The organism is Flavobacterium saccharophilum (genome assembly GCF_900142735.1).
GTDB lineage: Bacteria > Bacteroidota > Bacteroidia > Flavobacteriales > Flavobacteriaceae > Flavobacterium > Flavobacterium saccharophilum.
The window spans coordinates 666,930-687,614 of sequence record NZ_FRBY01000003.1 but is presented as its reverse complement, the minus strand read 5'-3'; the positions used below and the strand labels follow the sequence as shown (position 1 = coordinate 687,614).

At 30.3% G+C, this 20,685-nt stretch carries 19 protein-coding genes; 16 read left to right on the top strand and 3 right to left on the bottom strand.

Annotated elements, in window-relative coordinates:
* Positions 1–56: 56 nt before the first annotated feature.
* From BUA98_RS12975 to BUA98_RS12905, 15 genes are all read left to right on the top strand, one after another.
* Positions 57–1,007, top strand: coding sequence for a GDP-L-fucose synthase family protein (locus tag BUA98_RS12975; RefSeq protein ID WP_072973125.1), 951 nt, complete (start codon positions 57–59; stop codon positions 1,005–1,007).
* A gap of 88 nt (positions 1,008–1,095) precedes the next feature.
* Positions 1,096–2,181, top strand: a complete 1,086-nt coding sequence (gene gmd / locus BUA98_RS12970; RefSeq protein ID WP_072973113.1) for a GDP-mannose 4,6-dehydratase — start codon at positions 1,096–1,098, stop codon at positions 2,179–2,181.
* Positions 2,182–2,388: 207 nt separating this feature from the next.
* Complete coding sequence (locus BUA98_RS12965; RefSeq protein WP_244279204.1) at positions 2,389–3,855, top strand: lipopolysaccharide biosynthesis protein; 1,467 nt, start codon at positions 2,389–2,391, stop codon at positions 3,853–3,855.
* Entirely contained in the window at positions 3,839–5,179 is a 1,341-nt protein-coding gene (locus BUA98_RS12960) for a Coenzyme F420 hydrogenase/dehydrogenase, beta subunit C-terminal domain (RefSeq protein WP_072973313.1), read from the top strand. The genes BUA98_RS12965 and BUA98_RS12960 overlap by 17 nt, the downstream gene beginning before the upstream one ends.
* A 155-nt stretch (positions 5,180–5,334) precedes the next feature.
* Positions 5,335–6,432: a polysaccharide pyruvyl transferase family protein gene (locus tag BUA98_RS12955; protein WP_072973109.1), complete on the top strand. Its 1,098-nt coding sequence runs from the start codon at positions 5,335–5,337 to the stop codon at positions 6,430–6,432.
* Between the two features lie 7 nt (positions 6,433–6,439).
* Positions 6,440–7,324, top strand: a complete 885-nt coding sequence (locus BUA98_RS12950) for a glycosyltransferase family 2 protein (RefSeq protein WP_072973106.1) — start codon at positions 6,440–6,442, stop codon at positions 7,322–7,324.
* A gap of 85 nt (positions 7,325–7,409) precedes the next feature.
* Positions 7,410–8,090: a CatB-related O-acetyltransferase gene (locus tag BUA98_RS12945; protein ID WP_072973103.1), complete on the top strand. Its 681-nt coding sequence runs from the start codon at positions 7,410–7,412 to the stop codon at positions 8,088–8,090.
* Between the two features lie 27 nt (positions 8,091–8,117).
* Positions 8,118–8,744 (top strand): acyltransferase, encoded by a 627-nt coding sequence (locus tag BUA98_RS12940; RefSeq protein ID WP_072973100.1) that lies wholly within the window; start codon positions 8,118–8,120, stop codon positions 8,742–8,744.
* 85 nt (positions 8,745–8,829) lie between these two features.
* Positions 8,830–10,005 (top strand): EpsG family protein, encoded by a 1,176-nt coding sequence (locus BUA98_RS12935; RefSeq protein ID WP_159433466.1) that lies wholly within the window; start codon positions 8,830–8,832, stop codon positions 10,003–10,005.
* 5 nt (positions 10,006–10,010) lie between these two features.
* Positions 10,011–10,856, top strand: coding sequence for a glycosyltransferase family 2 protein (locus tag BUA98_RS12930; protein WP_072973086.1), 846 nt, complete (start codon positions 10,011–10,013; stop codon positions 10,854–10,856).
* A 3-nt stretch (positions 10,857–10,859) separates the two neighbouring features.
* Positions 10,860–11,807, top strand: coding sequence for a glycosyltransferase family protein (locus BUA98_RS12925; protein ID WP_072973084.1), 948 nt, complete (start codon positions 10,860–10,862; stop codon positions 11,805–11,807).
* A gap of 91 nt (positions 11,808–11,898) precedes the next feature.
* Entirely contained in the window at positions 11,899–12,630 is a 732-nt protein-coding gene (locus BUA98_RS12920; protein WP_072973082.1) for a WecB/TagA/CpsF family glycosyltransferase, read from the top strand.
* Between the two features lie 60 nt (positions 12,631–12,690).
* A complete protein-coding gene (locus BUA98_RS12915) occupies positions 12,691–14,109 on the top strand; it encodes an undecaprenyl-phosphate glucose phosphotransferase (protein WP_072973080.1) in 1,419 nt (472 codons plus the stop codon).
* Between the two features lie 125 nt (positions 14,110–14,234).
* Positions 14,235–15,026 (top strand): polysaccharide biosynthesis/export family protein, encoded by a 792-nt coding sequence (locus BUA98_RS12910; protein ID WP_072973078.1) that lies wholly within the window; start codon positions 14,235–14,237, stop codon positions 15,024–15,026.
* 18 nt (positions 15,027–15,044) lie between these two features.
* Positions 15,045–17,429: a GumC family protein gene (locus BUA98_RS12905; RefSeq protein ID WP_072973077.1), complete on the top strand. Its 2,385-nt coding sequence runs from the start codon at positions 15,045–15,047 to the stop codon at positions 17,427–17,429.
* A 70-nt stretch (positions 17,430–17,499) separates the two neighbouring features.
* On the opposite strand, the gene BUA98_RS12900 is transcribed toward BUA98_RS12905, so the two are convergent.
* Entirely contained in the window at positions 17,500–18,243 is a 744-nt protein-coding gene (locus tag BUA98_RS12900) for a tyrosine-protein phosphatase (protein WP_072973075.1), read from the bottom strand.
* 148 nt (positions 18,244–18,391) lie between these two features.
* Here BUA98_RS12900 and BUA98_RS12895 point away from each other — a divergent pair, with 148 nt between their 5' ends.
* The gene (locus BUA98_RS12895; RefSeq protein ID WP_072973073.1) at positions 18,392–19,582 is read left to right on the top strand and encodes a DUF5009 domain-containing protein; all 1,191 of its coding nucleotides are present in this window, start codon (positions 18,392–18,394) and stop codon (positions 19,580–19,582) included.
* A gap of 57 nt (positions 19,583–19,639) precedes the next feature.
* Here the strand turns inward: BUA98_RS12895 and BUA98_RS12890 are convergent, their stop codons facing one another.
* Both BUA98_RS12890 and BUA98_RS12885 read right to left on the bottom strand, forming a co-directional pair.
* Positions 19,640–20,041: a hypothetical protein gene (locus tag BUA98_RS12890; RefSeq protein ID WP_072973063.1), complete on the bottom strand. Its 402-nt coding sequence runs from the start codon at positions 20,039–20,041 to the stop codon at positions 19,640–19,642.
* A 7-nt stretch (positions 20,042–20,048) separates the two neighbouring features.
* The gene (locus BUA98_RS12885) at positions 20,049–20,621 is read right to left on the bottom strand and encodes a hypothetical protein (protein ID WP_072973061.1); all 573 of its coding nucleotides are present in this window, start codon (positions 20,619–20,621) and stop codon (positions 20,049–20,051) included.
* Between the last annotated feature and the right edge of the window lie 64 nt (positions 20,622–20,685).

The window sequence follows — 20,685 nt, the reverse complement described above, 5'->3', positions numbered from 1 at the left end:
GTTGGAAAGGCGAAGCCGTGCTTTGAAATTAAATGTTAAATTGAAGAAAAGTAAAAATGGACAAGAAAATTAAAATTTATATAGCAGGACATAACGGAATGGTTGGTAGCGCTATTTGGAGAACTTTGTCTGAGCAGGGTTTTACTAATTTACTTGGAGTTTCCAGTAAAGAATTAGATTTACGGGATCAAAAGGCAGTCCGTGAATTTATTGCCAGAGAAAATCCAGATGTTATTATAGATGCTGCTGCACGCGTTGGCGGAATTTTAGCCAATAATGATTATCCGTATCAGTTTATAATGGAGAATATGCAGATTCAGAATAACTTGATTGATTCCGCATTACAAAACAATATTGATAAATTTATTTTTCTAGGAAGCTCTTGTATCTATCCAAAATTAGCTCCTCAGCCTTTAAAAGAAGATTATCTTTTAACAGATACTCTTGAGCCAACAAACGAATGGTACGCTATTGCAAAAATTACTGGAGTAAAAACTTGTCAAGCTATCAGAAAACAATTTGGTAAAGATTATGTAAGTCTGATGCCAACCAATTTGTATGGTACCTATGATAATTTTGATTTAAATACGTCGCACGTTTTACCGGCTATGATCAGAAAATTTCATGAGGCAAAAGAAAATAACAATGCACCCGTAACACTTTGGGGCAGCGGAACTCCAATGCGCGAATTTTTATTTGTTGATGATATGGCTAAAGCAGTTGTTTTTGCTTTAGAAAATAAACTGCCGGATTATTTGTACAATGTAGGAACAGGACAGGATTTGACAATAAAAGAACTTGCTGAAACCATTCAAAAAATTACCGGGCATAAAGGAGAAATAATCTGGGATGCGAGCAAACCAGACGGAACTCCAAGAAAATTAATGGATGTGTCTAAGATGCATGAATTAGGGTGGAAACATCAAATACAGCTTGAAGAAGGCATTCAAAAAACGTATGACTGGTTTTTACAAAATATAGAAAAATTCAAACAAGTTAAAATGTAGAGAAATGAGAATTTTAGTTAGAAAGAAAGCCTTAGCTTGCTTCTCCGCTCAACTCAAAACTTATAACTTATAACTCAAAACTCAAAAAATGAGCACAAAAAAAGTAGCGCTTGTAACAGGAATTACAGGTCAGGACGGATCATATTTAGCCGAATTATTATTAGAAAAAGGATATCAGGTACATGGAGTAAAAAGACGTGCTTCTTCTTTTAACACACAAAGAATTGATCATATTTACCAAGATCAACATGAATCAAATGTAGATTTTAAGTTGCATTATGGAGATTTGACAGATTCAACTAATATTATTAGAATCATTCAGGAAGTACAACCGGATGAAATTTATAATCTGGGAGCTATGTCTCATGTTAAAGTATCTTTTGATTCTCCTGAATATGTTGCAAATGTTGACGGGTTAGGGACTTTAAGAATTTTAGAAGCAGTAAGAATCTTAGGCTTAGAAAAAAAGACGAGAGTTTATCAGGCTTCCACTTCAGAACTGTATGGAGGTTTGGCAGAAAATAAAAATGCAAAAGGTTTTTATGATGAAAACTCGCCATTTTACCCACGTTCACCATATGGTGCGGCTAAAATTTATGGTTTCTGGATAACAAAAAATTACCGTGAAGCTTATAATATGTTTGCATGTAACGGAATTTTATTTAATCACGAGTCTCCAAGACGCGGTGAGACTTTTGTAACCCGTAAAATTACCATGGCAACAGCTTCCATTGCAAAAGGGAAACAGGACTGCCTTTACCTGGGAAATCTTAACTCACAAAGAGATTGGGGACATGCTAAAGATTACGTAGAAGCAATGTGGAGAATTTTACAGCAAGATGTCGCAGAAGACTATGTAATAGCTACAGGTGTGACTACTTATATTAGAGATTTTGTAACGATGGCTTTTGCGGAGGTAGGAATGGAATTGACTTTTGAAGGAGAAAATGAAAGTGAAGTAGCTAAAATTGCAGCCTGTAACAATCCTTTATACCAGTTAGAAATAGGAAAGGTTGTAGTACGAGTAGATCCTGAATATTACCGTCCTACAGAAGTAGATCTTTTAATTGGGGATCCTACAAAGTCTAAAACACAATTGGGATGGGAGCCTAAATATGATTTGGCTGCTTTGGTGAAAGAGATGGTGGAGAGTGATTTGAAATTGTTTAATTAAAATTATAACTTGAATAAAGGATTCTACTTTAGAATTATTTGAGTATTAATAAAAATACTTTTGATTTCTTTATACTAAATATTTAGACAAATTAAATAGTAAATAAGATATGTTGGAGGTAGTAATGAATCATAAATGTTAAATTCGACAGGTAATAAACGTATAGCAAAAAATACATTAATTCTATATATTAGGATGTTTTTTACAATGGGTGTAAGTTTATATACATCTAGAGTGGTGTTAAATGCTTTGGGAATAGAAGATTATGGGGTTTATAGTATTGTGGGAGGGATTGTAACATTGTTTAGTTTTTTTAATAGTGCAATGACATCATCTACTCAGCGTTTTTTAGCTTTTGATATTGGAAAAAATGATTTAGAACAATTAAAAAAAACTTTTAATGCTACGCTAAATATTCACATCGCTATAGCTTTATTTGTATTAATATTGGCAGAAACAATTGGGTTGTGGTTTGTAAATAATAAATTGAATTTGCCATTAGATAGGCTAATTGCTGCAAATTGGGTCTACCAGTTCTCTATTTTAACATTTTTGTTAGGGATTCTGCAAGTGCCTTACGATGCATTGATTGTTGCTCATGAAAAAATGAATATCTATGCGTATATGAGTTTTGCTGAAGCTGGTTTAAAACTACTAATTGTTTATTTATTAGTTGTCTTTGTTTTTGATAAATTAATCTTGTATGCAGTTTTATTATTTGTTGTAACATTTATAGTAAGATCTGGACACAAGTATTATTGTAAAAGAAATTATAAGGAAAGTAAATATCAGTTTTATTATGATAAAACATATTACAAAGTACTATTGTCCTATTCCGGATGGAATTTATTTGGAAACATAGCCGGAGTAGCGAGAGGGCAAGGTGTAAATATTTTATTAAATTTGTTTTTTGGAACCGTCTTAAATGCTGCTTATGGAATTACCATGCAATTACAAGTCGCTGTACAAACCTTTGTCAATAATTTTCAGATGGCTGTAAATCCACAAATAATAAAAAATTATGCTGCAGGAAACATTGATCAGTGTAATAAATTGATTTTCCAAAGTTCTAAATTATCTTATTTTTTAATGTTAATTATTGTTTGCCCCGTAATATTTAATATTGATTTTATACTTAAAATCTGGCTAAAAACTCCTCCGGATTTTACTTCTAAATTTATAATACTTTGCTTGATAAATTTATTAATTGATTGTATTTCTGGACCAATAATGACAGGTGTGCAGGCAACTGGAAATATTAAATTTTACCAAATTATTGTTGGAACTTTAGTTTTTTTAAATCTTCCCATTTCTTTTTTTTTGTTAAAAATATATAAAAATCCAGAGCTGGTTTTTTTTACAAGTATTTTAATCTCTATTTTTTCATTGATATTTAGATTGTTTTTTTATAAAAAATATTTACAAATATCTATTTCGAGTTTTTTAAAGCAAGTAGTCTTAAAGTTATTTTTAGTCAGTTTTTTATCAATAATTATTATTTTTATGTTTAATAAATATATTTTTTTAGAAAATGAATTTATTTTGGCCTTAACAAAATTAGTTGTGATAATATTTATCATTATAATAATTATATTTTTATTAGGTATTAATAATGATGAAAGATTTTTTATCTTTAATACTATCTCAAAAAAAAAAAATGAACCAAAAGTATAGTGTCTTAGATGTTGTTAAACAAGATTTGTGCACTGGCTGCGGAGTATGTGTCTCAGAATCAAAATCAACACTTAAAATGGGATGGGATAAATATGGTTTTTTGGTCCCACAAAAAATAGATGCTTTCATAAATTATGAAAGCATAAAAGTCTGTCCGTTTAATCCTTATCCTGATGAAGAGGTTTGTGACGAAGATAAATTAGCTGTGACTTTCCTAAAAGACGCTTCTAATTATGGGCCTCATATAGGTCGTTTTGAAAATACTTATGTTGGATTTGCTAATGAATATAGAGAGACATCTTCTTCAGGAGGAATTGCAACTTATATTTTCAAGCAATTATTAGAGGATAAAATTGTGGATCATTTATTTATTGTAAAAGAGGTAGAAGGTAGTTATAAATATCAGTTTTTTAGTGATGTTAATGACATAATAAAAATTTCGAAAACAAGATATATTCCAGTAACTCTTGAGGAATTATTTAATATAATTAATCAAGTTGAAGGGAAAATTGGTGTATCTGGGGTTGCTTGTTTTATTAAAGCAATACGCCTAAAGCAGCATTATAATCCACAATTAAAGGAAAAAATACCATTTTTAGTTGGCATTATCTGTGGGGGACTTAAGAGTAGATTTTTTACGGATTTTCTTGCTAAAAAGGCAGGTATTATTTCAAATTATTCAAATCAAGAGTATCGAATCAAAGATGTTAAAAGCACATCATCTAATTATTCTTTTGGAGCATATGATTCGGAAAACGAATTTCACCAAATGAAAATGAGTACTGTTGGTGATATGTGGGGAACAGGTTTGTTTAAATCTAATGCTTGTGATTTTTGTTCTGATGTTCTTACTGAATTAGCTGATATATCATTAGGTGATGCATGGTTAGATGAATACAAATTAGATGGGCTTGGAAATTCTATAGTTATTTCTCGTTCAAAAAAAGCAGATTATATTATACAAGAAGGGATTTATAAACGAGAATTAAATTTGCAGATTTTAGATGAAAGTTTAATAATAAAATCTCAGAAAAGTAGTTTTATTCATAGACAGGATGCTTTAAAATTTAGGGTTGATGTTTTTTCGCGAAAAAGAAAATTGATTCCATTTGTAAGAAAAAGAATTTTTAAAGAAATAGATTTAATTACAAAGATAATCCAAATATTACGAATGAAAACACGTAAAAAAAGTCTAATCATATGGAAAAATTATCAGTCTTCTATTTTGTTTGATGAAAAAATGAGTAATCATCTGTTTACGTTAAAAATGATGACAAAGGTAAGTCATAAAGTTAGAGCACTTAAAGCAAAATTTAGAATTTAAATTTTAAGCTCCAGGAAATAACAAAGTATTAATATTGTATTAGGATTTGAGCGTATCTTAGATAATCTTTATAAATTAAAAAATATTAATTTATAAACAAATAGAATTAATACTATTTTCCTGAATACAATAATATAATAATTCAATATACTATAATGAAAGTTGGAATTCTAACACTGCCTTTACATAAAAATTACGGTGGAATATTACAAGCATATGCTTTGCAAAATTATTTGCAAAAAAATGGATTTGAAGTTGTATTGATTGATAGACAATGGAATGTCAGTTTTTTAAGCTTAATTAAAAAAAACGTAAAGAAGAAATTATTAATCAATTCGCACCTTGTTTCGCAAGAAATCGTTAAAAACACAACTTACTTCATAGATAAATACTTTGTTCCTAAAACTGAAATTTTAGATTCAGAGAAAAAATTAAGTAAAATTGTTACTAAACTAAATTTAGACGCTATTATAGTTGGAAGTGATCAAGTGTGGAGACTAGAATATACAGGTGATACTGCTATGAATTTTTTTCTTGATTTTGTTAAAAAAACAAAAACAAAAAAAATCTCTTATGCAGCATCTTTCGGAGAAGATGTTTGGGAACATGAGCCTGAGATAACTAATGAGGTCAAAAGTTTATTGAATAAATTTGTTGCCGTTTCTGTACGGGAAGATAGTTCAATAGAACTTTGTAAAAATCATTTTAAAGTGGATGTTAAACATCATATTGATCCTACAATGTTATTAACCAAACAGGATTACGATAAATTGATTGCGATAGAAAATGAACCCAAAAGTAAAGGAAACGTTTTAATATATATGTTGGATATTAATAGTGATCGAAAAAAAACGATTGATGCTGTAGTAGATCGTATTGGAGGATCAGCATTTTCGGTGAATGTTAAGTCTACAAATATTAATGATAAAGTTGAAGACCGGACATATCCAACAGTAACTTCTTGGTTGAGAGGTTTTCAGGATGCTGAATTTGTTGTTACTGATTCGTTTCATGGTTGTGTTTTTTCTATTATTTTTAACAAACCTTTTATTGGGTATGGAAATGTAGGTCGAGGTTTATCTCGTTTTAACTCACTATTTAGGATGTTTGGTCTTGAGAATAGATTGATTTTAAAATATAGTGATTTAAATCAGGATCTAATTTTGGAAAAAATTGATTGGAATACAATCAATTCTAAACTAGAATTATTTCGCAAAGATTCTTTGGAATATTTTAAACAAAATATTAAATAATTTCTTAATGAGTTCTCCATTAATATCTGTAATAATTCCTCTATATAATAAAGAGGATTCTATTTTGGACACTGTTAAATCCGTTTTAAATCAAACTTTTCAAGATTTTGAATTATTGATTGTTGACGACGGCTCCACTGATAAAAGTCTCACGTTATTATCCAATTATAAAGATAGCCGTATTACTATAATATCTAAAGAAAATGGAGGTGTTTCTGCAGCAAGAAATTATGGAGTAGAAGCTTCAAATGCAGAGTATGTTTTTTTTTTAGATGCAGATGACATTATAACCAAAGATTGTTTATCTCTATTTTTTGAAATGCTAAAGAAAAAGCCGGGGATTTCTTTTTTTGTAGCAAATTTTAAAAAAACATTTGAGGATGGTAAGGAAGAGATTTATTCAAAATTAAAAATAGAGGGTATTGTTAAAGACCCCATCAAGAATCTGTGGAAGAAAAATATTTTTCCGAGGACAGGATCAATGCTTATTAAAAAAGAATGTTTTTCTAATATTGGAGGGGCTTTTAAGACGGAAATCAGTATATACGAGGACTTAGAATTAATTTTAAGGCTTATGAATAATTATCAAGTATATTATTCTCCAAAGGTAGTTTTATTATATCAGTGTGAATATAATACCCTAAGTAAAAGTATCGGATTACTTTCAAAAGAATGGATTTATTACCTGAAAGACATCGGAGTAGGTTTTTACGAAAAAATGATTACTGCTGAAAATGTTTATAATATTTATCAAAAATGCAAAAGTCAGAAAGATTATGAATCAATGAAATTTATTAAAGTCAAATTCCGTAGATATTTTATTTATATTTTATTATCTATTTTTGACAGAAAAAAAATGAATATTTTAAATAAATTTCGTAGTTGGTTATAGGCTCCTCATTCTAATATTTATTTTAAAGTAATTTAGAATTTCAAAAAATTTAGTGTAATCTAATGAAACAATTTAGAAACTAGGAATGATTCATTTATTAAAAAAAATTTGCAAATATTTTTATCAAAAAATAAAATATAAAAATTTAGTGAAGTTTGATTTATCGGTAAAGATTGGTCGAAAATCCAATTTTGAGGGTATGAATAAGCTTTATCCTGAATGTTCTTTTAATGGCGATTTAGGTTATGGTTCTTACATAGGGCCAAAATCAAATTTGAATGCTAAAATTGGGAGATTCACTTCAATTGCACCTAATGTCAATATAAACGGAGGGATTCATCCTTATTCCTATCCCTATGTTTCTACAAGTCCTGTATTTGTATCTTTACGAAAACAAAATGGATGCACTTTTACTAAAGTTCAGCGTTTTGATGAATTCCGATTTGCTGATAAAGAAAAAAGATTTGCTGTAATTATTGGGAGTGACTGTTGGATTGGTGAAAATGTATTTATTGTAGGAGGTACGACTATTGGTGATGGTGCTGTAATTCTAGCAGGAGCTGTTGTTACAAAAGATGTACCTGCTTTTGCTATTTATGGCGGTGTGCCCGCTAAGTTAATAAGGTATCGATATGATGAGGATACAATAAAATTTCTTTTGGATTTTAAATGGTGGAATAAAGATGAATCTTGGTTTAAAAGTAATATAGAATTAATGTCAAATATTGAAATGCTGAAAAGTATAATAAATAATAATTTAACCTGATGGAAATTTTAAAATTATTAATATTTAATGAATTATTTAAAGAAGAGATTATCTAGGTATACAAAGTCATTGCATTATATTATTTATGCTTTTTATTTTCCACGTGATATTATATTTTGTTTATATAAATTGGGCTACTGGAATAAAACATGGAGATTTAGAAGTTTGCCGTTAATTCAAAAGCATAATTCTGCCAAAATTGTTATTGGCAAAGATTTTATTGCGTGTAGTAATCCAAAATATAATTCTATAGGAGTTTTTCAAAAAGTTATTTTAAAAGCACTTTCACCTCAAGGTATTATAACAATAGGAGATAATGTAGGTGTTTCAGGAGCAACAATTTCTGGAAGAAATATTACTATAGGTAATAATGTTTTGATAGGAAGTGGTGTTTTAATTACAGATGGAGATGCACATCCAATACATCCATATTTGAGGCATAAATCGGAGTATATTAAATTTGCTCCAATTACCATTGAAGATGATGTATTTATTGGTGCAAGAGCAATTATACTAAAGGGTGTCACAATTGGGAAAGGTTCAGTAATTGGCGCAGGATCAGTAGTGGCAACTAATATTCCTTCTATGTCTATTTTTGCGGGAAATCCAGCAAAATTAATTAGTAAGATTAAAGATGTAAGTTTTTATGAATAAAGCTTAATAAAAATAGTTACAAATTATTTACATGCTGTACTTTATTAATAATCCAACTAGGTCAAATTTATCACAAAGAAATTTAGTGATAAAATCATTACCTGTTATGATTTACTTTTTGTTATTCTTTATTGTAAATCCTTTTTTTGCAATAATATTGCTGTTTGTCTATTTATTATTTAGCAAAGAAAATAATATTATACTTAGTGCATTTGCTTGTTTTCTAACGGCTCTTTTTAATGGATTGGTTAATTCTACTAAAGTGCCCGAAAATGATTTAGTTTGGTATTTGTCTGGTTATCTAGATGCTGGTAAAATGCCTTTTTTACAATATATTTTTTCATTTGGCCTTACAGGAACAGGTAAGGAATTGGGATTTTCAACGTTTAATTATTTTTTATATTTAATTGCCGGAGATAATACCAAGTTGTATATTATTCTGTATAGTTTTTTTGCTTACAGTTTTTTGAATTTAGCAGTTTTGAAATTTGGAAAATCATTAAATATTCCTAAAGCATATGTGGTAACAGCAGTTTTTGTAATGGCTTTTACACCTTTCGTATTTACAATGTCTGCTCAATTACTGAGGCAGTTTCTCGCAGCATCTTTATTAATGTATATTTTAGTTAATAAATTGTTTTATGGTAAAAATTCTATTTTATTAATTCTTTGCATGATATTTTGCCATTCTTCTGCTATTTTTTTTGTGCCCTATCTCTTTATGCCTTTCCTAAAGAAAACTTTTTCTGTTAAAACTCTTCTTTTACTTTGTGGAATCTTTGGTATACAAATTATTGCAAGTATAGGGGCATCATTATTTAGTGGTATACCTTTACTAAAGTATGCTTTTGATAGAGCTAGTAAGAATACAGTATTTGAATTGGAACCGTTAACTCCGGCTAAAATTATCACGGTCGTTGTAATAACTATCTTGCCTTTTTATTTTATTTATTATCTGAAGCCTCTATTTAAAAATAATAAGGGGTTAGTTCATTTTTTTAACATACTTGCCATTTTAAGTTTGTTCATTTTGGCGAATTTGAGTCAGGCTGAATTATCCAGTAGATTCAATTTTTATCTTTGGCCATTTTTTCCATTCATATTTTTAATTTATGCGTGGTATTTTAAATTTGGTCCTATTCAATTACAGTCCATTATTATTTTTCTACTAGCAACTTACATCTATTATTTAGATGCTGGGACCTGGACATATAGATTAGGAAATGGTATTTTCTCCAACACTTTTTTAAATTATTTATAATCTTTATGCTTAATATTGCTGTTATTTTAACTTGTTACAACCGTAAAGAAAAAACGCTGGAATCCTTAAATGCTTTATTTGATCAAGAAGCTCTGGAGCTTCTATTTAAAATTGACGTTTTCCTAGTGGATGATGGTTCTACTGATGGTACAGCTACAGCAATAAAGGCTAATTTTCCTTTTGTATCTATCATCCAGGGTAATGGTAATCTTTTTTGGAATCAAGGAATGAGACTGGCATGGGATACAGCTAGTAAAACAAAAGATTATGATTTTTATTTTTGGTTGAATGACGATACAATTTTAGACAAAAATGCTCTATTAAATTTGTATGATACTTATCAAGAAGCTAAATTAATTGTAGAAAAGGATTTGATAATAACGGCAGCCTGTAGAGCGAAAGTGAATAGTGACACCTTTTCTTATGGTGGTAGGACTGAACAGGGGCCTGTTTATCCTAATGGAGGATTGCAATTTTGTAAATATATAAATGGTAATGCTGTTTTAATACCGAAAACTGTTTTTGAAGAATTAGGTAATTTATCTAATGATTATACTCATGGTATGGGAGATTATGATTATGGTTTACGCGCCCTGAAAGCTAATTTTAATTTGTATACGACTAAAACATATATAGCCATGTGTTCCCCTAATGAAGGAATTCCGGGATGGTGTAATCCTAGTGTACCTTTAAAAAAACGTTGGCAATTATTACATTCTCCAAGGGGATTAAATATTAAAGAATACATTAAGTTTAGAAAAAATTTTTGGGGAGTCAAGTGGATAATTTTTGCTATTAAAGCATACGTGAAAATGATCAATCCAAAATTATATCAAAAAATAGTAAAATAACAAATGACAGAATTAGCACCAATAGTCCTCTTTACATACAAACGTGTCGATACCTTAATAAAGACGATCGAAGCTCTGCAAAGAAATCATCTTGCTTTAGGGTCTGATCTTTATATATTTTCTGACGCAGCAAAAGGTATTCATGATCAGGAGATGGTTTCTGAAGTGAGAAAATATATTCATTCCATTAGTGGTTTTAAAACTATTAAAATTTATGAATCAAATATAAATAAAGGTCTTGCAAGTTCTATTATAAATGGAGTGAGTGAGGTAATGAAGAAGTATGAAAAGGTCATAGTACTTGAAGATGATCTTGTTACAAGTTCTAATTTTTTGGATTTTATGAATACCTCATTAGTATCTTATGAAAGTAATCAAAAGGTATTCTCCATTTCGGGTTACGGGCTACATGTTCGGTTACCTGAAAATTATGAATATGATGTATATTTTACACCTCGCGGGATGTCTTGGGGATGGGCAACATGGAGAAATAGATGGGAAGGTGTGGATTGGGAATTGAAAGATTTTAAAAATTTTGTTTCTAGTAAGACCGAAAGAAGGCGATTTGCTATTGGGGGATCGGATCTTAATGATATGCTTCAAAGGCAGGTGGATGGCAAAATTGATTCATGGGCTATTCGTTGGTATTTTGATCAGTTTAAAAAAAAGCAACTTACACTTTATCCTATTAAATCTAAAGTTAAAAATTTAGGTTTTGATGAAATGGCTACTCATACAAATGCTTATAATAGATATAAAATTTTATTTGATGATAGTAATAAGCGGGAGTATTTATTTGAAACTGATGTGAAAATTAATCCAGTAATTTTTAAATCTTTTAAAAGTTATTTTGGCTTCTTTTCAAGAATATTTTATGGAAGAATTGTATCTCCAATATTTAGGAAAAAACAATTTTTTTTAACATATTTTAATAAAAAGAACTTAAAGTAATAAATATATATTATTAACTTAAGTTAAATTGTTTAAAATGAGGATTTAGGGTAATATTGGATCATTAAATCTTATAAGTAATAAAATAAAAATGCTTAAAACTGCCTGTACTGTTTCTTTAAAGGATTATAATATTTATAATGCAGAATTACTGAAATATGAAATAAACGATAAAATATTAATTAATACAATTAATCAATATTCCTATTGTATAGCTGAGAAGGATGCCGAATTTAAAAAGGCACTTCAGAATTCAGATATTTTGTTACCAGATGGAGTTGGAATTGTAAGTGCTATTAAATTTTTGTACAACAAGAATATTAAAAAAATTGCGGGTGCAGATATTCATCATTATCTTTTACAGGATCTGGATAAAAAAAAGGGAAAGTGTTTTTATTTAGGCTCTTCAGAAACTACCCTTAATAAAATTGCAGAACGAATTTCTAAAGAGTTTCCTAATATTCAAGTAGATTTCTTTTCACCTCCTTATAAAACAGAATTTTCTGAAATTGAAAATAACGAAATGATTGAAAAGGTAAATGCTTTTATGCCAGACGTTTTATTTGTTGGAATGACGGCTCCAAAGCAGGAAAAATGGTCTTACAAGCATAAAAATATGCTTGATGCTAAAATAATTTGTTCAATAGGCGCCGTATTTGATTTTTATGCAGGTACTATTATCCGACCTAATAAATTTTGGGTTGACTTATCGTTAGAATGGTTTATAAGGTTGCTCAAAGAACCTAAAAGAATGTGGAGAAGGTATTTATATTTTGGTCCCGTTTTTATTAAATTAATTTTAAAGGAAAAATTTAAAAACTAATTTTAAAGTATAAATGAATCTAAGTCATAATTCTTTTTTTGTCGTAATCTAAGTGAAAATATGAAGGTTTTACAAAAATTATCTCAATATCATTTTTCTCGTTATTTCAAACTTCTTTTTGTAGTTTGGGATGTTGTGTTGTTAAATACCGCTATTGTGTTTTCAGCAATATTAAGATTTGGTAGCATAGATAAACTGTTTTTAAAAGAAGTTGAGACAGTTTCACTATTGGCTAATTTAATTTGGATAGGTTTATTGCTTTATAAAGATTCTTATCGAATTATTAGAATAGAGCGAATAGAATCTATTGTAAGAAGAACAATAAAAAAAATAATCGTCCATGCAGCCATAACTGCTATTTTTGTCGTTTTTCTAAAATATTCTGATATATCCAGACTTAGATTGGTGTTTTTTTATATTGTTTTCTTTTGTCTACTGGTGATTTCCCGTTATTTATCCATGAAAATATTAAAGTACATTAGAAAAAAAGGTTTTAATTTTCGAAAATTTATTATAATTGGAGCTAACGATACTGGTGAAAGAATGCGTAAAATCTTAGCAAAAGATCTGACCTATGGCTATCGTTTTTTAGGCTTTTTTGATGAAAAAGTAGATCCTTTTGCTTTTATATCTTCTCCTGTTGTGGGAGGATTTGATGCTATAGAAGAATACATTATTAATGAGGAAGTTGATGAAATGTATGTAGCTTTACATATTGATAATATTGCAGTTATTAATAAATTAATCCATGTTTGTGAACATCATATGGTGCGCATAAAATTTATTCCTGACTTTCAATTGTATACCAAATCTAGTAAGGTCGAAATTTCATTCTATGAAAATACACCCGTACTAATGTTTAGGCGAGAGCCTTTGGAGTTTACAGTAAATCGTTTAGTAAAAAAGACATTTGATATTTGTTTTTCTTTTGCCGTTATAATTTTGGTTTTTCCATGGCTGTTTCCGATTTTAATGTTAATTATAAAGATTGAATCTCCAGGACCTGTTTTTTTTATACAAGAGCGTTCAGGGCGCGACAACATAAGTTTTAATTGTCTAAAATTTAGAAGTATGCGTCTGAATGGAGTCGCCGATCAAAAACAAGCTAAAAAGGGCGATAGTCGAGTAACAAAATTTGGTGCGTTTATGCGTAAAACGAGTATTGATGAATTGCCACAATTTTTCAATGTTTTTTATGGGCATATGTCTGTGGTTGGCCCTCGACCACACATGGTCAATCATACCAGACAATACACTGAATTGATTAATAATTATTTAGTGCGACAATACGCAAAACCTGGTATTACAGGGTGGGCTCAGGTTAATGGTTATAGAGGCGAGACAAAGGAATTAATTGATATGAAAAATAGAGTAGAATATGATATTTGGTACATTGAAAACTGGAGTTTATTATTAGATATAAAAATAATTATCAAAACTATTTTTAATGTATTTAAAGGGGAAGAAAATGCCTATTAATTTGGTGCAAGAATGTTTTGTTTGTATAGTTTATTAAATGTAAATAAATACACTTTTAAAAATTTAAAAAAATAATGGCATAAGGTATCTTAATTCCTATATTTGCCTGTAAAATTGTAGACCTAATGAAATTGAATTTTTCTTTGATTATAAAAATAACTAGTTTTTTATCACTTTTATTTTTGTGTTTTTCTTGTGCATCAAAACGAAATATAGTGTACTATCAAAACATTGATAAAACTAACATACAGAATAACGCAAATTTTTACGAAATTAAAATCCAACCAGATGATTTGTTAATGATAATAGTTTCAGCAGAGGATCCTGAAGTAGCTAAGCCATTTAATTTAAGTACGGTAGTTGTTGGAAATTCAAGCCGACTTGACTTAGCGACAGGACAACAAACCATTCAATCTTATTTAGTAGATAGTAATGGGATGATTGAATTTCCTATAATTGGTAAACTTCATGTTGGAGGACTTACCAGAAGTGAAGTACTTAAGTTATTACAAGATAAGATAGGTATCTATATTAAAAAGCCTATCATTAATCTTCGTATTATGAATTTTAAAATTTCGTTGCAGGGAGAAGTTAATCTACCAGGAACATATTCAGTCGAATCAGAAAGAATTACATTAATTGAAGCTTTAAGTATGGCTAAAGATTTAACAATATACGGAAAAAGAAATAATATCTTGGTCATCAGGGAGGTAAATGGTGTAAAATCCTACAGCAGGGTTGATATTACTAGTGCTGATTTCATTAATTCACCGTTTTATTATCTTGCACAAAATGATGTGGTCTATGTACAACCTAATAATGTAAAGGTAAATGCTTCTGCAGTAGGCCCTAATACTTCTGTGATAATATCGGCTATTTCGATCTTGATATCGCTTTGTGTCCTGCTTTTTAAATAATACTTATAAATATAAACAATGCAAGATTTTTATAATGATGTTGAAGACGAAATCAGTGAAGTAAACCTTCGTGAATTGTTAAATAAATATTTAATCCACTGGAAATGGTTTGTGTTAAGTATTTTAATAGGCTTGTCTTTAACCTTTTTGTATTTACGTTATACTACGCCGAGTTATGAAGCTACTACTTCTATCTTAGTAAAAGATGAAAAAAAGGGAGGTATGCTTTCGGAATTATCTGCTTTTTCAGATTTAGGACTAAGTGGGGGATCTGTAAATAATGTCGATAACGAGATAGAGATTCTAAAGTCGAGAACGTTAGCAGAATCTACTGTGGAAAAACTCAATTTGAATGTTAGTCTATTTGTTGAGGGTAATGTTGTAGATCGTGATATTTATGGAATAGCTCCTATAAATGTTCGTTTTGTTAATAAGAGCGAGTTATTGATTGAGGCGAATGTAATTTTAAACTTAGATTTATTGCCTAATAATAAATTTAGTTTAGAGAATGTAATAGATGATAAGTCTACCGTTCAAAATGTTATTTTATCAGATGAAAAGCAGTTTAGTTTTGGGAAAAAAATACCTACCAGATTTGGAATATTAATTATCGATAAAACAGAATATTACGGAGGAAATGATTTTGAAAATGATAAATCAATTAAAATAGTAATTAGTCCTATTGAGAATGTCACTGCGGGTGTTAGAGATAGGTTGAAAATTGAGGCCATAAGCAAGACTAGCAGTGTAGTAAATGTTTCTATATCAGATCCTGTGAAAAAAAAGGCAGAGGATTTTCTCGATAATATGATACAGATCTATAACGAAAATGCAGCAGAAGATAAAAATTACATTTCTGAAAATACTTCTAAATTTATTGCTGGTCGATTAGCGCTAATAGCGCAGGAATTAGACGGTGTTGAGCAGGATGTAGAAAGCTTCAAGAAGGCGAATAAATTAACCGATATTGAATCTGAAGCAAAACTTTTTATTGAAGGTTCAAGTGAGTATGATAAAAAAGGAGTGGAAACTGAAATTCAGCTGAGTGTTGTTTCTTCTATGTTGGATTTCATGAAAAAGAGTACAAATTCAGATTTACTTCCTTCTAACATGATTACGGATAACGGAGATGCTTCCGGGCTTATCAGTTCGTATAATCAATTGGTATTAGATCGCAATAGAATTTTAAAGTCGGCAACAGTTGAAAATCCATCAGTAGTGAAACTAGATCAGCAGATTTCGTCGCTTAAATCTAATGTAGCTGCCAGTTTAAGACGTATGCAGGCTAATCTGCAAATTCAAAATCGTGATATAAAAAGCCAGGAAGGGATCTTGAATAGTAAAATTGGAAAAATTCCGGTTCAGGAGCGTCAGTTTAGGGTAATTGCCAGGCAGCAAAAAGTAAAAGAAGAATTGTATTTATACTTGCTTCAAAAACGGGAAGAAACGGCTATTTCATTAGCGGCGACAGAACCAAATGCACGCGTTATTGATGCAGCGAAGGCAGATAAAGATCCTGTTAGTCCAAAGAAGAAGATAATTTATCTGGCAGGAATGTTATTGGGTTTATTAGTTCCGTTCGGAATTATTTATGCTAATGATTTATTAGATACTAAAATTAAGAGTAAGTTAGATTTAGAAGGGAAAACACAAATTCCTTTTATAGGTGATGTGCCAACTTCAGAAGATATTGCTGAGTTAATAAAATCGGAGAGTCGAACCAGTTCGGCAGAAGCAATACGTATTGTTAGAACCAATCTGGAGTTTATGCTGAATAAAGTCCCTGAGGGAATAGCGAAGACTATATTTGTGACTTCGACTTTTCCATCAGAAGGTAAAACATTTATATCAGTAAATCTTGCAGCTACTTTTGCTTTGTCAGGACGAAGAGTTTTATTAATTGGTGCGGATATTAGAAACCCAAAATTTGGTGAATATATTGATGTTCCTAGTTTAGGTTTAACGAATTATTTATCAGCAAATGATAAAAATGTTCAGGACTATATTATCAAACATAATGGTTATGAGAATTTCTTTATTCTGCCTTCAGGTGTAATTCCGCCAAACCCGGCTGAATTATTAATGGGCAAAAAAGTAGATCAGCTTTTTGCAGAGCTTAAAAAAGAATATGACTACATTATTGTGGATACTGCTGCGGTAAGCTTGGTTACAGATACGATATTAATTGCTAAAAATGCAGATACTTTTGTATATGTAATGCGTGCTAATGTATTAGAGAAACGTATGCTAGGCATTGCCAATACTTTCTATAAGGAAAAGAAATTACCTAATATGTGTATAGTTCTTAATGATACCGACTCTACAAAAGGCTATGGTTATGGCTATGGTTATGGTGTAAGGGAAGAGAAAAAAGCGTGGTATAAGAAGTTATTGTCGAAATAGACAAAAGAATAGGAAGCATAAAAAAAGGGATCAATTAGTAATTGATCCCTTTTTTTATGCTTTTATAAAATTAAAATTTAAAAAACTGATTGTTAGCGATAATTTCTTTTAAGGCTGGAACATTCGAGTTCTCAATCTTTATTTTTTGCTTAAAGGAGGCAATATGGTTATTATGATGCACATCAGTACCAACAAAATCATACATCCCTTTTTTAAGAAGCTCCTCAGCTACTTTAGTAATTTCGCTTCCATAATAACCAACCACTGCGAGTAGATTTAATTGAAACAGGCATCCGGCTTTTTTTAGCTTATGATATTCATTGAAGTTTTTATGATAGAACAAATATCTTTCAGGGTGCGCTAAAACCGGAATATAACCTGCTACCTGTAAATCAAAAAGGATTTTGTACAATTGAACAGGGGCATTCATATAGGACATTTCAACCAGAACGTAATTGTCTTTTAAGGTCAATAATTTTTCATTCTGAAAATGGGTTTCAAACCAATCATCCATGAAATATTCTGCAGCAGCCTGAAATGGTATTTTGATATTTTCTCCTTCTAATAAGAGTTTTGTTTCTGCGTGTTTAGCGATAATGGCCTCTGGAGAGTTATTCCAAATGTAATGGCTGATATGCGGTGTGGTAATAAATTGAGATACGCCCATTTCCTGAAAACATTTGGCAAGTTTACTTGTGTCTCCTATTGTTTTGGCACCATCATCAATTCCTGGTAACAAATGTGAATGAATATCGACATAATTTCCAGTCAGAAGGTCCTTTAAGTACGGTTTTGATTTTAAGAATGATAACATGCTGCAAAAATAAAGAATTTGATAGGATTTTTAAGGGTAAATTGTAATGATTTTATGGTAGATCATCAGGAGGGATTTATTATCAAATTCAAAATTTGATATTTAGTCTATTATTCTATATTTGTTACTATTAATAACGTAGTATTTTATGAGAGTTAAAGAGAACTTGTATAATAAGAGGATTATTTCAATTGATGCTTTGCGAGGAATTACCATTTTTGTAATGATTTTTGTAAATGAGCTAGCCAGTGTTAAAAACGTTCCGCAATGGATGAAGCACATGCCGGCAGATGCGGATGCCATGACTTTTGTAGATCTTGTTTTTCCATCTTTCTTATTTATTGTAGGAATGTCTGTTCCCTTTGCATTTAATGCAAGATTGCTTAAAGGTGATAGCACCAAAACAATCTGGAGTCATACTTTAAAACGGGCAGTGGCATTAATTATTATTGGTGTTTTTATGGTAAATGCAGAGTATGGTTATGATGCTTCAAAAATGCTGATTGCACCTGCTATTTGGGGACTTTTAGTTTATGCAATGCCTATTCCTATCTGGAACAAATATCCTAAAGATTTTCCTATTTGGTTAAAAAACACATTGCAATATGGCGGAATGTTAGTTTTGATAGGGCTTTACTTTTTATATGTTCAGGATACTGGAGATATCGGAATGACTCCGAAATGGTGGGGAATTTTAGGGCTGATAGGTTGGGCTTACCTTTTTTCAGTAGTTTATTATTGGCTGGTTTCCGGAAGATTGTGGGCGATGATTACTTTTTTAATATTTTGTATAGCAGCAAATTCGATGAATTTAATGGAAGGATTTCTAATACAGCAATCTTCTCTACTTAGTTTTATAGCGGGACATTTGACCCACGCTTCTTTAGTTTCTGCAGGTATAATTATTTCGCTATTATTTTTTGATCAAAAAGTTGCGCCTAAAATCAATTGGTCTATAATTGGTTTTGCGGTTTTCTTTTTTGCTGCGGGCTTTTTTCTTCGTCCTTATTTTGGAATTTCAAAAATAAAAGGAACACCATCATGGACGATGATTTCAGCTGGAATTTGTACAGTCTTGTTTTACTTTCTTTATTGGTTAATGGAAATCAAAAAACAAACAAAATGGAGCAATTTCTTCATGCCCGCAGCAGCAAATCCTCTATTGATTTATATCTTACCAGGTGTGATTTATTATTTCAATTTAGCTTTCAAAATAGAAATTATACCTGAATATTTGAGAGAAGGAGTTCCGGGAATTATTTGGAGTTTAGTCTTTTCAACAATTATGTTGTTCGTGATGAAAATCTGTAATAAGTATAAAATTCAATTGCATCTGTGAGGAAGTTGTTTTTAATTCAGGTTTCAGGTTCTGGAAAACCTGAAATCTGAAACAATTTTATCTAATACGTTTAAAAGAGATTGGTCCTTCTCTTTTTTTATTATCTACAAAAGTGCCTTCCAGTGTATTTCCGTCTTCAGATAATTGTAAAGTATGGATGCCTTTTGTTGCCCAGCCTTCAATTGGTAACGTAACAGAAACGGTATAAATAATGGTATTTCCTTTTCTTGTTCCTGTTCCGCTTTCTACAAACTTTTGTCCTTTCCATTCTAAATAATGCGAAAAAATTACTTTCCCATTTTGTTCAGATATAATCGCAACTGCATTTTGAACACCAGTATTAATGTCTTCCCAAACACCATTGATGTCAATTTTTTTAGCAGTTCCTTTTTTTTGGCTAAACCCAAAGTTGGAGATCATTACTAAAAAGAAAAAAGAAAGGAAAAGTTTAGTATTCATTTTGATATTAGTTTTTAATTACAACAGATTTTATTTCCAGTGTCGCACCAGAAACCGGATTATAATTCACAAAATTAAATTTGCATAAATTATTGATATTTAAAAGTTTTCCATCAGTTAATCCGTCTTGTTTAAAGTTTTTCCATGGAATTTTTAATGTAGTAAATTTATTTGGAGAAGCCGGCAGGTCAACTCTCGGATGCGATCCTCCGTGAACACAGCCAGTTCCTTCTTTATTTCCTTCGCGGGCTTGTAATTTTATAATTTGCGTCGCTTTATAAGTAATAGTTACAAATCCTGAATTTTTGGATAGGCTTTTCGGGATAGCATCATTTGTTTCTGATGGCGTAATGGTAACATTTAATTCGATTGCTCCAACGGGATTATCTTTTGCGGTAACTTTAACTATGCCCATTTTCAAACGAGCTGAATTAATGATTTCCTGATTTTCGTTGACAGGCCCGGCGATAAACCATGTATTCGATTTTACAAGATCGATATTTTTTTCGATTATATTTTGATTGTCAAAATTTGAAGTCAAAAAGAGTATTGCTGTAAATAAAAAAGACAAACGAATCATAGTCAAAGCTTATTTTAAAAATTATTCTATCTGTCAAATATACTTTTTCTAAACGATTTTGATT

What these genes read in the sequence shown, in the direction of transcription:
- BUA98_RS12975 (WP_072973125.1), top strand. Translation starts at nt 57, where the DNA reads ATGGACAAGAAAATTAAAATTTATATAGCAGGACATAACGGAATGGTT.
- gmd (WP_072973113.1), top strand. Translation starts at nt 1,096, where the DNA reads ATGAGCACAAAAAAAGTAGCGCTTGTAACAGGAATTACAGGTCAGGAC.
- BUA98_RS12965 (WP_244279204.1), top strand. Translation starts at nt 2,389, where the DNA reads ATGGGTGTAAGTTTATATACATCTAGAGTGGTGTTAAATGCTTTGGGA.
- BUA98_RS12960 (WP_072973313.1), top strand. Translation starts at nt 3,839, where the DNA reads ATGAACCAAAAGTATAGTGTCTTAGATGTTGTTAAACAAGATTTGTGC.
- BUA98_RS12955 (WP_072973109.1), top strand. Translation starts at nt 5,335, where the DNA reads ATGAAAGTTGGAATTCTAACACTGCCTTTACATAAAAATTACGGTGGA.
- BUA98_RS12950 (WP_072973106.1), top strand. Translation starts at nt 6,440, where the DNA reads ATGAGTTCTCCATTAATATCTGTAATAATTCCTCTATATAATAAAGAG.
- BUA98_RS12945 (WP_072973103.1), top strand. Translation starts at nt 7,410, where the DNA reads ATGATTCATTTATTAAAAAAAATTTGCAAATATTTTTATCAAAAAATA.
- BUA98_RS12940 (WP_072973100.1), top strand. Translation starts at nt 8,118, where the DNA reads ATGAATTATTTAAAGAAGAGATTATCTAGGTATACAAAGTCATTGCAT.
- BUA98_RS12930 (WP_072973086.1), top strand. Translation starts at nt 10,011, where the DNA reads ATGCTTAATATTGCTGTTATTTTAACTTGTTACAACCGTAAAGAAAAA.
- BUA98_RS12925 (WP_072973084.1), top strand. Translation starts at nt 10,860, where the DNA reads ATGACAGAATTAGCACCAATAGTCCTCTTTACATACAAACGTGTCGAT.
- BUA98_RS12920 (WP_072973082.1), top strand. Translation starts at nt 11,899, where the DNA reads ATGCTTAAAACTGCCTGTACTGTTTCTTTAAAGGATTATAATATTTAT.
- BUA98_RS12915 (WP_072973080.1), top strand. Translation starts at nt 12,691, where the DNA reads ATGAAGGTTTTACAAAAATTATCTCAATATCATTTTTCTCGTTATTTC.
- BUA98_RS12910 (WP_072973078.1), top strand. Translation starts at nt 14,235, where the DNA reads ATGAAATTGAATTTTTCTTTGATTATAAAAATAACTAGTTTTTTATCA.
- BUA98_RS12905 (WP_072973077.1), top strand. Translation starts at nt 15,045, where the DNA reads ATGCAAGATTTTTATAATGATGTTGAAGACGAAATCAGTGAAGTAAAC.
- BUA98_RS12900 (WP_072973075.1), bottom strand. Translation starts at nt 18,243, where the DNA reads ATGTTATCATTCTTAAAATCAAAACCGTACTTAAAGGACCTTCTGACT.
- BUA98_RS12895 (WP_072973073.1), top strand. Translation starts at nt 18,392, where the DNA reads ATGAGAGTTAAAGAGAACTTGTATAATAAGAGGATTATTTCAATTGAT.
- BUA98_RS12890 (WP_072973063.1), bottom strand. Translation starts at nt 20,041, where the DNA reads ATGAATACTAAACTTTTCCTTTCTTTTTTCTTTTTAGTAATGATCTCC.
- BUA98_RS12885 (WP_072973061.1), bottom strand. Translation starts at nt 20,621, where the DNA reads ATGATTCGTTTGTCTTTTTTATTTACAGCAATACTCTTTTTGACTTCA.